Annotated in this window: 6 protein-coding genes; 1 reads left to right on the forward strand and 5 read right to left on the reverse strand. The window is 75.0% G+C overall.

From position 1 onward, the window contains the following. Positions 1-10: 10 nt before the first annotated feature. The 5 genes from DDW44_RS09940 to DDW44_RS09960 form a co-directional block, all read right to left on the reverse strand. The gene (locus DDW44_RS09940) at positions 11-1375 is read right to left on the reverse strand and encodes a YcaO-like family protein (RefSeq protein ID WP_108906192.1); all 1365 of its coding nucleotides are present in this window, start codon (positions 1373-1375) and stop codon (positions 11-13) included. Positions 1376-1770: 395 nt separating this feature from the next. Beyond that, a complete protein-coding gene (locus DDW44_RS09945) occupies positions 1771-3267 on the reverse strand; it encodes a helix-turn-helix transcriptional regulator (protein WP_244223993.1) in 1497 nt (498 codons plus the stop codon). Between the two features lie 1237 nt (positions 3268-4504). After that, positions 4505-5611: a peptide chain release factor 2 gene (gene prfB, locus DDW44_RS09950; RefSeq protein WP_026165299.1), complete on the reverse strand. Its 1107-nt coding sequence runs from the start codon at positions 5609-5611 to the stop codon at positions 4505-4507. Between the two features lie 286 nt (positions 5612-5897). Further along, positions 5898-7133, reverse strand: coding sequence for a serine/threonine-protein kinase (locus DDW44_RS09955; RefSeq protein WP_108906193.1), 1236 nt, complete (start codon positions 7131-7133; stop codon positions 5898-5900). Positions 7134-7293: 160 nt separating this feature from the next. After that, complete coding sequence (locus DDW44_RS09960) at positions 7294-9033, reverse strand: serine/threonine-protein kinase (RefSeq protein WP_108906194.1); 1740 nt, start codon at positions 9031-9033, stop codon at positions 7294-7296. Between the two features lie 424 nt (positions 9034-9457). On the opposite strand from DDW44_RS09960, the gene DDW44_RS09965 reads away from it, so the two are divergent. Continuing rightward, positions 9458-13306, forward strand: coding sequence for an FHA domain-containing protein (locus DDW44_RS09965; protein ID WP_108906195.1), 3849 nt, complete (start codon positions 9458-9460; stop codon positions 13304-13306). The last annotated feature ends 312 nt before the right edge of the window (positions 13307-13618 follow it).

Here is a 13618-nt window from a genome sequence, read left to right on the forward strand (position 1 = left end):
CGGTTCTCTCCTAGGCGAAGGGCTGCGGGTGGGGGTTGAGTTCGTGTTCCGGGTGGCTGGTGAGCCCCATCGCGGCCGGTGCCCGGTAGAGCCGGGGGTGCGCCAGGTACCGGTTGCGGTGCACGAAGGACAGCGGCATCAGCTGCGGTACGACGACCCGTACCGAGCGGAGTCCGGCGCGCCGGGCCTCCTCCGTGGTCAGCTCCACGGCGATCACCTCGGCGTCCACCGCGGCCAGCCGCTCCACCAGCCAGGACAGGTGCCGTGCGGGAGGGCCGGCCGGTGCGCGCGGCAGGTCCGCGGGCACCCGGGTGGCGCGCGGCCCGCTCAGCAGGAAGCCGAAGGCGTCGCGCCGCTCGGGGCGGCCCATGTGGAGGGCGCCGTGCAGGACGCTGGTGAAGTCCCGCGGGTCCTCGGGGACGGTGTGCGGTGCCTGCAGGGCGATGCGCGAGGAGGCCGCCTCCCGGTAGATCTTGCGGATGACCTCGGCGGGGTCGGTCCCGGTCGCGCACATCACGAGCTGGCCCAGGGTGTCGTTGTGGTCGCTGAGCACGACCGCGTAGACGGTGGGCACGCCCACGTCCGTGGTGGCGTCGTAGAAGCGGTACTCCACGAAGCCGTCCCTGACCCGCCGGTGCTGCTCCCGCAGGGACGGCTCGCCGGTGACGTCGATCTCCGGCAGTTCGAGGCGCTGCAGCCACACCAGTGCGATCGCGTCGCGTTCGATCGCCTCGCAGATCCCGTTCACCAGGGCCTGGTGCAGATCCGAGTGGATCGCGCAGCCGGTCGAGATGGGATTGGCGATCCGCTCCCCGATCGCCTCGTGCGCGGTGAACAGCCAGACATAGGACGCGGGGATCCAGACCGGGCGGCTCCGGGTGAGCGACCAGCCGCGAACCCAGCGCTGCGGCAGCGAGGTGTCGGGGCGGATCAGCCAGTTCGCTTCTTCGGACAGCTCCGTGTCCGAGCAGCGAGGGAGCGCGTCGAGGTCGACCGCCTCGTCGCCGAGCTCGTCCGCGGTCGCCCAGCGCACCAGTTGCGGCTGGTAGAAGGAGTTGGTGTAGCGCTCCAGGGCCTCGGCGACGCTGATCAGCCGGGCCCGCTCGGGGTCGGTGCCGCCTCCGGCGCCGTCCAGTCCCCGGGGCTGGGCGGGGATGTCGGACCAGAGCGCGGTGGGGTCGCCGATGGACGAGACGAAGACCGAGTACGGGGGCTCGCCCGGCAGGTTGGGAAGGAGCTGGGACCCGCGCACCGGCCGCCCGGCAGGCCCGACGACGGCCTCCAGCCGCCGGAGCCCGGCGAGGTCGTCCTCCGTCCCGCCGTCCCCCCGGTCCGCGGCGGCGGTCCGGTCATCCCTCGCACGTGCATCCAGCACTGGCTGCCTCCTGTCCTCTGCATGCGCAGCGATCGGCTGAAGCCAACCGGTGGGCCGGTGGAGGAGGCATCACGCGTCGGGGGTGAAACGCGTTCCGGGGGCTGGACGGCGCGAGGGTGACGGGGCATCACCCGCCGTGCGGGAGCGCGGTGACGGGCACCCGGCGCCGGGCTCCGCCGCGGTCGGGCACTCCCGCCCGGGCAACACAGCGGCCGGGCAACACTTCGGCCGGGCACCCCCGCCCCGGACACCCCGGCGCCAGGCAACACCGCGGCCGGCCACCCCCACCCCGGACACCCCGCGGCCGGTCACCCCCGCCCCCGGGCACACCGCGCCGGGCGCCGCTTCGGCGGTCGGGGGGCGCGGGCCCGGGGCCGGCCGGCCCCCGTGCGGGATCAGCCCCGGGGACTGATCAGGCCGCGCTCCGCGGCGACCCGGACCGCGTCCCGTCTGCGGCCGACCTGCAGCTTGCGGTAGACGGCCTGTACCTGCGTCTTGACGGTGTTGAGGGAGACATGGCGGCGGTCGGCGATCTCGTCCAGCGTCAGGCCGAGCGGCAGCAGCCGCAGGACGTCGAGCTCACTGCGGGTGAGCGGGTCGGCGACCGCCTGCGGCCCGGCGCCCGGTGCGTCCGGCCCTGCGGGGAACGGCGAAGCGGGTGACGTGACGGGTGAGGGGGTGGGTGACGCGCCGGGTGACCGGGCGGGTGACCGGGCAGCGTCACCCGCGGGCCCCGGGAGGGACGCTCCCCCGCCGGCGCGCCCCAGTCCCGGCGGGAGGAGGATGTCGCCCCCCGGCGCGGGCCCCGCCGCGTGGGCCTGCGCGGCTGCCGCGTACCTCCGGGCGGTGGAGGCCGCGCCCATGTCCTCGTACCAGCGGGCCGCCTTGCCCAGCAGCCGGCTCACCTCGGGCCAGCCGTACCGCTCGGCGAGCTCCCTCGAGAGCACCCCGCGCATCAGCGGATTGGGCAGCCGGTAGGTCCACTCGTCGTCGCGCACCAGCAGGTCGTGCTCGGTGGACAGCCTCCGCAGCACCCGGTTGAGGTCGGCCCGGCCGGTCAGGGCGCGCAGCAGGGACGCGCTGAACTCGCCGAGCAGACTGGTGCGCAGCAGCACGTCCTGGTCGTCCGCGGGCATCGGGTCGAGCAGTTCCGACAGCAGGAAGTCGGAGCAGTGGCGGATGGCCTGGGACCACCCCTCGAGGCAGGAGCGGGGATCATTGCCCCGGACCGGATTGACCGAGGCGTAGCGGACCGCCAGCGCCCAGCCCCCCGAGCAGCGGACCACGGCGGCGACCTGGTCGTCACCGGCCTTCGCTCCGTGCGCCCGGAACAGTGCGGCCGTCTCCGCATGGGTGAACGCGAGGTCGGCGCCTCTGATCTCGGTGAGCTCGCCGCCCGCGCGGAGCTTGTGGAGCGGCAGGTCGGGTTCTCTCCGGCCGGCGAGCACCACGCTCAGGCCGCCCGGTGCGTAGCGGGCGAACTGCAGCAGGGCGCTGCGCGCGGGCCCGGGCCGCAGTTCGTGGAAGGCGTCGACGACCAGGACGAGCGGATGCGGATGCCCGGAGACCTCGTCCAGCAGGGCGGGGACGCTCACCCCGTCGCTGAAGCGGAGCCCCTCGCCGCCCCGGGCCGCGGTGGCGCGGGCCAGGGCCGCGGCGAGGTGGGTGAGGAGCCGGGGTACATGGTTGTCATCGGCGTCGAGTGTGAGCCACGCGGGCTCGCCCAGCGGCAGCGATCGGGCCCAGGAGGCCAGCAGCGCGCTCTTGCCGGCCCCCGGCGGACCGACCACGAGGGTGAGTCGTCTGGTCACTCCCGTGTCGAGCGTCCGGAACAGCCGGGGACGGTCCAGAAGGGGGCCGAGCACGGGCGGTATGAGTCGTGTGTGGAGCACGGAATGGGCGCCTTCTGCGGAGGGCCCGCTGCCGCTGTGCCCGACCATCCTTGCCTCTCCTGCGAATCGTGGCAGTGCCTGGCGGAACGTCCGCCGCCAACTGCTTCCGGCCGCCCACCGGTGAGGGACCGCCGATGACGCTGCTGCCGCACAAACAATAAGCAAACCTTCCCGCTCTGGCGGCCTTTCCTGAACTTCTCTTTGTCAACCGGAGAGACTTCGCTTAAGGAACCGCGCCACCGGTTTAGGATTCACCCATTTCCCGTTGCATGGAAGTGCGGGTTGTGCCGCATTTCCGCCCGCCGACATCCCCGGATCCGATTCACCTCAGGACCGGATTCACTACGGAAAGTGTCCGGCCGGAAGCACGGCGTGGCGCACGAGGCGCCATGCGGGCCCGATTCACCCCGAATGGGCGGGCCCTACTATGCATTCCCTGTGAATCTAACAATTCCACGGACACTTCGAGGCCCACCCCATACCATCTGGTTCCCCGACGGAGGCGAGGAGGCCCGGCCGGCCATCGCACAGCTCGGGCCGAGGGGCAGCAACCCTTCAGGCGATCGCATCAGCAAATCCCCTATGCGGTGCCCTATATGACAGCCCGGCAGGCCCGGCCATACGGCCCCACTAGGGAAGGTTGAGAACGATTCCGGCTTCATGCGCACCCGGAATGCCGCTTCACTGTACGGCGAAAGGGGTGCCGAACGCATAAGTGACGGCGGGCACACCGGGCGGATAGCGAGCGGATGCCGCACCTGCCCGTCCGCTGCCGGCGGGACTGCGCGGGGGCGCCGGTCGTCGCAAGCACCTCTGTGTGGGGAGGTGCGGACGTGCAGCCCCGGCGCAGCCGGCCCAGGGCGCGCCAACGGCTTGCGCCCGGATTCGAGAATCTATCCGTGAGCCCTTGGCAGCGCAGGGTGAACTCGGCTTTCTTGAGGAGGAATTGAGTTTACGTAAGCTGCTTGCGGGGTGGGCCCTCGGCGATGTCGATGTCGATGTCGATGTCGATGTTCACCGGGGTCGGCGCTGGAGAAGGCGCCGGCGCCGGCGAGGGCTTCTGCGTGGCCGCGCCGTCAGAGGGACGGGGCCACCGTCCGGCGCGCCCGCCCGAACGCGACCGGCGCACGCGAACGGGGAAGGGGGAACGGGGAAGGGGAACTGGGACAGCGAACAGGGAACGGCGGACGGCCGCGTCCCCCGATGGGGGCGCGGCCGTCGCGTGCGGCTGCTGCCGCTACTTCTCCCGCTGCTTCCGCCAGCGGATGCCCGCCTCCAGGAAGCCGTCGATCTCTCCGTCGAGCACCGACTGCGGGTTGCCGACCTCGAACTCCGTACGCAGGTCCTTGACCATCTGGTACGGGTGCAGGACGTACGACCTCATCTGGTTGCCCCAGGAGTTGCCGCCGTCACCCTTGAGAGCGTCCATCTTGGCCTGCTCCTCCTGGCGGCGGCGCTCGAGGAGCTTGGCCTGGAGGACGTTCATCGCGCTCGCCTTGTTCTGGATCTGGGAGCGCTCGTTCTGGCAGGAGACCACGATGCCGGTCGGGATGTGGGTGATGCGGACCGCCGAGTCCGTCGTGTTGACGCCCTGGCCGCCCGGACCGGAGGCGCGGTAGACGTCGACGCGCAGCTCGGACTCGTCGATGTCGACGTGGTCGGACTGCTCGACGACGGGGAGGACCTCGACACCGGCGAAGGACGTCTGGCGGCGGCCCTGGTTGTCGAACGGGGAGATGCGGACCAGGCGGTGCGTGCCCTGCTCCACCGACAGCGTGCCGTAGGCGTACGGCGCCTTCACGACGAAGGTGGTCGACTTGATGCCGGCCTCCTCCGCGTACGAGGTCTCGTAGACCTCCGTGCCGTAGCCGTGGCGCTCGGCCCAGCGCAGGTACATGCGCTGAAGCTGCTCGGCGAAGTCGGCGGCGTCGACTCCGCCGGCCTCGGCCCGGATGTTGACCAGCGCCTCACGCTCGTCGTACTCACCGGAGAGGAGGGTGCGGACCTCCATCTCGTCCAGCGCCTTCCGGACGGCTTCAAGCTCGGCCTCGGCCTCCGCGCGGGTGTCCGGGTCGTCCTCGGCCTCGGCGAGCTCGAAGAGCACCTCGAGGTCGTCGATCCGTCCGCGGAGCGCCTCCGTCTTGCGGACCTCGGCCTGCAGGTGCGAGAGCCTGCTGGTGATCTTCTGCGCCGCCTCGGGGTCGTCCCAGAGGGACGGCGCCGCCGCCTGCTCCTCGAGCACGGCGATGTCTGCCCTCATCCTGTCGAGGTCCAGGACGGCCTCGATCGACCCCATGGTCGAGGAGAGGGACTTCAGCTCTTCGGATACATCGACGACTGCCACGCGTCCAAGGGTAACGGCATCGCGCGGAACGCCCGTCGCGCCTGTGGACAACGGGCGCCGGGCGCCCGGCGTCGGCGACAGGAGGGCGGCTCTCACCCGGCCTCGGGTCACGGGCCGCCGGCTTCCGGCCTCGCGCCTCGCGCCTCGGGCCTCGGGCCTCGGGCCTCGGGCCTCGGGCCTCGGGTGACCGTCCCCGGAGCCACGGGCCGCCGGCCCCGGGACCCGGACCCCGGGTCACCGGCCCGGGGCCTCGAACGGGTTCGAGACCCGAGGGCCGTAGGTCGCGTCAGGGCTGCGCCGGGGCCGACTGCTCGGAGTCCGCGGGCGGTGCGGAGGGCTCGTCGCCGCTCGTCGCCAGCCAGCCGCCGACGCCCGCCGCGGCCAGCACCAGGCCCGCGACGCCGAGCGTGATCCGGCGTCTGCGGACGGCGCCGGCCCTGTGCCGGGCGGAGCCGGGGCGGCGGCGCTGGCCGGGTGCGCGCGGGGCGCGGGCGGTGCCGCGGGCGCCGCCCGCCAGTTCGTCGGGGCCGGGGACGCGCATCGAGGTGTGGGTGTCCCGGTTGGAGTCCGTGGCCGAGCTGCGGACCAGCGGGACGGCCCCGCGGCGGCGCGGTTCGGCCGGCCGCGCCGCGTACTCGACCTCCTCGTAGGGCTCGGTGGGCCCGGCGTCCGGCTCGTCCACGTCGAGCGGCGGCATCCCCGCCAGCAGCGGCAGCAGGTCGTGCAGCCGGGCGGCCAGCTCGGAGGCGCGCAGACGGGAGGCGGGTGCCTTGGCCAGGCACTGGACGACCAGCTGCCACAGCTCGTCCGGGACCCCGGGCAGCGGGACGACGGTCTCCGTGACATGGCGGCGCAGTACGGCGCCCGGGTGCCCGCCGCCGAACGGGGTGAAGCCGGCGAGCAGCTCGTACAGCACGGTCGCGAGGGCGTAGATGTCCACGGCGGCGCGCGGAGGCAGGCCCTCGACGATCTCCGGGGCCAGGTAGTCCGGCGTACCGATGATCTTGGTCGCCTTGGTGCGGCGCGGCGTGTCGATCAGCTTGGCCACGCCGAAGTCGGTGAGCAGGGCCGGGTGGGCGCCGCCGGGACCGAGCGGGCCCTCCATGTCCAGCAGGATGTTCTCCGGCTTGACGTCGCGGTGGACGACGCCGGCGGCGTGGGCCGCCGCGAGTCCCTCGGCGACGTCCGCGACGATCGCGACGGCGGCCGCGGGCGCGAGCCTGCGCTCCCGGTCGAGCCTGGTCCGCAGGTCGGTACCGCGGACGAGGTCCATGACGAGGGCCAGGTCGCTGCCGTCCACGACGAGGTCGCGCACGCCGACGACGCGGGGGTGGTCGAGTCCGAGCAGGGCCGTGCGCTCCCGGACGAACCTCCCGACCAGCTCCTGGTCGGAGGCGAGGTCCTCGCGCAGCAGCTTGATGGCGACGGGGCCCTCGGGCCCTTCGCCGAGCCACACCGTGCCCGCACTGCCCCGGCCCAGGATCTGATGGGCCGTGTACCGGCTGCCGATATTCCGTGCCAAGACTGCTCCCTCAGCGGCTGGCGTTGCCCATCAAACTACGCGGGTGTCGGGGGGCCTCGTGCCCCGGAGGGGCCAACCGTCACCTCTGCGGGGCTTTTTCCTCCGCCGAAGTCGACATGGCGACAAAAGGGCGCGACGGAGGGATCACGCGCAGGGCGGGCTACTGACCGGCGCCGGGGCCCGTCGCGCCGGTACCGGACGTGCCCCCGCTCAGCTCCGAGATCCAGTCGGTCACGCCCGACACGGCGTCACCGATGGCCTCCCAGTAGCTCTTGCCCTGGGCGATCCAGCTCTGCAGCGGGGTCAGCTCCCAGATCAGCCAGCCCGCCACGAAGAGCAGAAGCAGCGTGAACAGGCAGCCCTTGAGACAGCCGAGACCCGGGATGCGCATGGGGTTGGCGCTGCGCTGCCGGGGCGGGCGCGGCTCGCGCGGCGGCCGCTGGGGGGCCTGGCGGGGCGGTGGCTGCTGCCGCGGCGCACTCCGGCGCTGCGGCTGCGGTGCGTAATTCTGCTGCGGTGCGTGCTGCTGCGAGGGCGGGGCGTACTGCTGCTGCGGGGGCTGGGGCTGGGGACGGCGGCCCTGCTGCTGGTACGGCTGCTGCGGCTGCTGCGGGGCCGGGCGGCGCTGCGGACGGCGGCGCAGGGGGTCCTCGCTCGGGTCCAGGTACTGGACCTGGGTCTGCTCGTTGCGGTCCCGGGCCGCCTGCAGCTGGGACTGCCAAGGGTGCGGCCCGTCGTTCTGCGGAGGGCCGTCGGGGCGCGGGGGCACGGGCGGCATGACCGCGGTGCGGTCCCCCGCGGCGCCCGCAGGGCCCGCAGGGGACGAGTGCGGCAGGACGCTGGTCGCGGCGCTCGGGTCGTACGAGCCGTCGCCGCCCTGGTGGAACGAGGCGGCGTTGTGCGGCAGCACCTGGGTGGGGTCGGCCGCACCCGGCATGCCGGGGACGGTGGCCGGCGACGGGTCGGGCGCGAGCAGGGCCCCGACGCCTTCCGCGGCCTCGATCTGCGCGGGCGTGGCGTGCACGCCGACACCGGCGGCGACGACCCGCAGGGCCCGGGCCAGGTTCGCGGCGCTCGGCCGCTCGCCCGGCTCCTTGCGCAGACAGCGCTCGATGACCGTCCACAGCGGGCCGGGAACGGTGGAGGGACGCCGGGGCTCCTCGCTGAGGTGGCGGTGGAGCACTTCCAGCGCCGTGCCCCCGCCGAACGGCGGGCGGCCCGTGACCAGCTCGTACATCATGATCCCGGCGCCGTAGACATCCACGGCGGACGTCTGCGGGCGGCCCTCAGCGGACTCGGGCGCGACATACGCGGGGGTTCCGACGAACTCGTGCGTACGGGTCAGCCCCGGGGAGTCGGCGAGGCGCGCGATCCCGAAGTCGGTGAGCATCGGGTGCATCTCGCCGTCCCGCTCGGCGAGCAGCACATTGGCCGGCTTGAGGTCGCGGTGGACCACGCCGTCGTCGTGGCTGGCGGCGAGCGCGTCCGCGATCTGGGCGGTCAGCAGGGCGGCCGCGACCGGGCTGAACGGCCCGTTGTCGCGGATGTAGCGGTGCAGGTCGGGGCCGTCGACGAGATCCATCACCAGGGCCAGGACATCGCCCTCCACGACCAGGTCGCGGGTGCGCACGATGTTCGGGTGGGTCAGCCGGAGGAGGACGGACCGCTCGCGCAGGAAGCGCATCACGACGTCCGCGTCGTTCGCGAGCTCCTCCTTGAGGACCTTGATCGCGACGGTCTCGCCGGGCCGGCCGGGCACGGCCGCGTCGGCGCCCGGGATCTCGCTCCCCCCGAGCGCCGCCGCGCCGGGGGAGACGCCCATGCGGGCCCGCCAGACGGTGCCCGTGGCGCCGCGGCCGAGCGGCTCCTCGAGCAGGTATTTGCTCCCTACCGGCCGCACGTCATGCGCTCCCTGCTGATCGTCGTCGGAACGTCGGTGCAACGTCGTTCCTGGTGGTTCCGTCTCCCCGGTCCATGGTCGGCTCCGTCCGGGTGTCCGACCCACTGTAGTGCCGCCGATCGGGTCACCGAAGTGATCGGAGGATCGCCGACTAAGACGCCCGGAACGCCCCGCCGGTTGCCGAACGGCCGTGCACCGAGCGGCAGAGACGATCCCAACCAGGCACTTTTGGGCCCAGAGGCGACCAATCAAGATCACTTGAAGCCGGGCCCCGGGCGCGATGTCCGTGACGGATGCGAGGATGCCTCCAGCACGGAGCCGTGGGGCCGGGAGAGCCCCCCGGCCGTGCCGACCTGCCGGGTGGGGGGAATCACAGGGCGGCTCCCCTGCCGGGCACCCCGCGCAGAAGGGACCGCTGACGGCGATGCAGATCCGGCTGACCGTCCTCGCGCCGCGCAGCGGCCAGTCCTCGCAGGGCGCCACGCGCGCGTGCGACGTGCTCGTCACCGCCCCCGCGGGTACGGCGCTGGCGGCGGTCGCCTCGGCGCTGGCCGCGGCCGCCTCGGGGCCGGAGACCCCGGCGTCCGGGACGGTCGTGCTCTACGCGGGCCGGGAGCGGCTCGACGCCCAGCGGTGCGCACTGGGCGAGCCGCCGCTCGTCGACGGGGCGGTGCTGTCGCTGCAGACGCCGGGCGAGGACGAGGCGGCGGACCACGAGGGGGCGGCGGAGCGGACGCAGCTCCATGTGGTCGCGGGCCCGGACGCGGGCGGGGTCCATCTGCTGCACGAGGGCCGTATCCGGATCGGGCGCGCGGCGGAGGCTGACGTACCGCTGGACGACCCGGACGTCTCACGGCTGCACTGCGAGATCACGGTCGCCGAGGACGGCGGGGTCACGGTCGCGGACCTCGGCTCCACGAACGGCACGACGCTGGACGGCGCGGAGGTCGGCCGGCGGCCGGTCCGGCTGGGACCGGGCGCGCTGCTGCGCATCGGCGAGTCCACGCTCCGGCTGGCGGCCTCGCCGGGTTCCGTCTTCCCGCCGGATCCGGGCTCCGCCTTCCCCTCGGATCCGGGCTCCGCCGTTCCGCCGGCCCGGGGTTCCGCTTCCCTACCGGCCCAGGCCTCCGCCGTTCCACCGGCCCGGGGTTCCGGTACCGGCCCGTCGGCTCCCGGTGTCCCGTCACCGGCTTCCTCCGCTCACGACGGCCGTCCGCTGATCGCTCCGGACGGCGAGGGGCATCTGCGGGTGCGCCGCCCCGTACCGGGTCCCGTGCCCGCGGGCGACCGCCCGGGCAGGGTCCCGTCCTGGGCCCGCGAGCGTGCGGCGGCCGAGCGGGAGGCGATCGAGCGCCAGGCGGCCTTCGGGGCGGCCTTCCCACCGGCCTCCCCAGCGACCTCGCTCCGAGGCGACGGCGGCCCGGCCCACGGGCGTGCGGACACGTGGGGCCCGGGGCCCGCGGCCGGGGTGCGGGGCGACCACGGCCCCGCGTCGGCCGGCACGGCCGGAGGGCGTCCGGCGGGCCCGGGCGCGGACCGGGCGGACACCGCGGGGCGTCCGGCGGGCGCGGACCGGGCCGCCCAGCCCGGCCACCACCCTCCGGGCGGCTCCTCCACCTCCCGGGGAAGCGGCCCCGGGCGCACAGGCCAGGGCGCTTCCACCGCGAGCGGTCGCCTCGCGGGCGTCCCGTACGGCGGGGACCACGGTGCGGACCCGGTGCGGCACGACGGACACCAGGGGCACGACGGGCACCAGGGACAAGACAGGCACCGCGGACACGGCGAGCACTACGAGCACCACGAGTACGGCGAGCCCCACAGGCACGACGGACACCAGGGGCACGGCAGACACGTCGAGCACCAGGGGCACCACGGGCACGACGCAGCCGACTCCGCCGCCGCGCCGGGCGCCAGGGCTCCGTACGGCGACGAGCCCGGCCGTGCACCCGCATCCGGCGCGACCACGCACGCCACGGGAGTGGCGGACGGCCTCGGGGTCGCCGGGGGCGGCCCGGCGGGACCGGACGCCGGGCGCGGCGGGCGGCGCAGGCGCGGGATAGGCGCCTGGGCCCGGCGTCTCACCGGGGGCCGCGACGAGTCCGGCCCGCGGGAGGCGGACGGCGCGAGCCTGCCCGCCGCCCCGGAGCGCACCGCCGAGACCTGGCCCGACCCCGCCGCCGTGCTGCTCACCGCCCTCGGCCCGGGACCGCGGCTGTGGGAGCGTGACGCCCGCCACCCCGAATCCCTCGTCGTCCGCCTCGGCACGGCCGACCGCGCGGACACCCCCGCCGTTCCCGTCACCGTGGGCCTTCGGGAGTCGGGATCCCTCGGGCTGGCCGGGCCACGCGACCGGCTCATGGGACTGGCCCGCTCCGTCGTCGCCCAGGCCGCCGCGCTCCACTCGCCGGCGGACCTGGAGATCGTGCTGATCAGCACCGACCGGGTCAGACCGCTGGAGGAGCGCAAGGAGGCGTGGGGCTGGCTCGGCTGGCTGCCGCATCTGCGGCCGGCGCACGGCCAGGACTGCCGGCTGCTCCTCGCCTACGACCGCGACCAGGCCGCGGCCAGGACCGCGGAGCTGACCCGGCGGCTGGACGACGGGCCGCTAGGCCCCGGCTGGCCGAGCGCGGAGCGCCGCGCGGTCGAGCAGGCCGCGGCGCGCCACACGGGGCCGCGCACGCTCGTGGTCCTCGACGGCGACCCCGGATCCGCCGCACTGCGGGAGACCACGGCGCGCCTCGCGGGAGGCGGGGCGGCCGCCGGTATCCATCTCGTCTGCCTTGCCGAGACCCCGCCCGCCTCCCCGCTCTCCCCGGTGGCGGCGACGTACGAGGAGGCCTGTGCGGCGTCACCGGCATTCCGGGAGTGCGGCGCCGTCGGACTGCTCAGCGGCGATGTGGCCACGGCGCTGCGGCTGCTGCGTACGGCCGCGGGACACCCGGCGGGCCACGGCACGGTCGCGGCGGTGGACGGGGTGTCGGCGGCGTGGGCCGAGCGGTTCGGCCGTGCCCTGGCGCCGCTGCGGGCCGACGGGGACGCCCCGGCTCACGGCCGGGGGGTGGCGGCCCCGCTGCCGCGGTCGGCGCGGCTGCTGGACGAACTGGGCCTCGCCCGCGCCACCCCGGCGTCGCTGATGGCCCGCTGGGCGTCCGCCGCTCCCGGCACGGCCGTGCTGGGCGCCGGGCCCGCGGGACCGGTCGCCGTCGACCTCACCTCGGAGGACCCGCATCTGCTCATCGAGGGCCCCGCGGGCAGCGGCCGTACGGAACTGCTCCGCGCGATCGCGGCCTCGCTGGCGGCCGGCGGCCGGCCGGACCGGCTGGGACTGCTGGTCGTGGACGGCGCGGGCGGCGAGCGCGGTGAGGGCCTGACGGCACTGACCGAACTCCCCCACGTCACCGAGCTTCTGGTCGCCTCCGATCCGCTGCGGATGCGTGCGTTCGCCCAGGCGCTCGGCGCGGAGCTCAAGCGGCGGGCGGAGCTGCTGGGCGGGGAGGCGTTCGAGGAGTGGCACACGCGCCGGGAGGTCTCCGAGCGGCTGATCGGCCAGCGCCCGCCCAGCGCCGCCGAAGCCCGGGCGGAGGACAGGGCGGACACGAGGGCTGAGACGAGGAGCGAGGTCCGGGCGGAGGGGCGCGGCGATCTGGAGTCGCCGCCCAGCGGCACGCTCCGGCTCCGCCCGGCGGGCGGGCGTACGAGGACGGACACGAGCGGCGCGACGGAGGCGGCGGGGAGGCCCGGGCCGCTGCCCCGGCTCGTGGTGCTCGTCGACGACTACGACGCCCTGGTCGCCCCGGCGCTCGGCAGTCCGGGCCGCCCCGCGGCGGGCTCCGTCGTCAGGGCGCTGGAGGCGGTGGCCAGGGACGGGCGGCGACTCGGCGTCCACCTGGTGGCGACGTCGGCCCGCCCGGACCGCACCGCGGACACCGAACTGGCCGGCGGCACCCGGCTGAGAGTGGTGCTGGACGCGCCGCCCGTGGCGCCCGGCCCGGGGGATCCGGCGCCCGGGCGCGGCAGGCTCGGCCGTCCGGACGGGAGCGTGACGCCGTTCCAGGGCGGCCGGGTGACCGGCCGTATCCCGAGGACGGCGACCCTGCGTCCCACGGTCGTGGAACTCGAGTGGGAGCGGATGGGCGACCCGCCCGCCCGCCGGCCCGTGCGCGAACTGGGCAACGGGCCCACGGATCTGGCTCTGCTCGCCAGCGCCCTGGACCGTGCCGCCCGCTCCGTCGACGCCGCACCGGTCCCCCCGCTGGCCCCCGCCCGCCCCTGACGCCGGTGGTCGCGGCAGCCCGCCGTACGGGAGCCGCGGGTGGAGAGTGACAGCACGTCACGAGCCCATCACGATCACCCGGTTGGCAGCGGAGGCGGTATTGCCCCATCCGTCCCCCGGGCGTAGACCTGAGCGCACGGACGGATCGGGCGTGGCCTGCGTCATAGCTGCGCCCCTTCGCAGGCGCGCGAGAGACGGGGCAGTGATGCGCACAACTCGCAGAGCTCGGACGACGCGGACGGTTCGGACGGCACAGAGGACTCAGACGGCTCAGGAAGCTCCACCGGCTCCAGCGGCTCCAGCGGCTGGGAC

Source organism: Streptomyces tirandamycinicus, from assembly GCF_003097515.1.
GTDB classification, from domain to species: Bacteria; Actinomycetota; Actinomycetes; order Streptomycetales; family Streptomycetaceae; genus Streptomyces; species Streptomyces tirandamycinicus.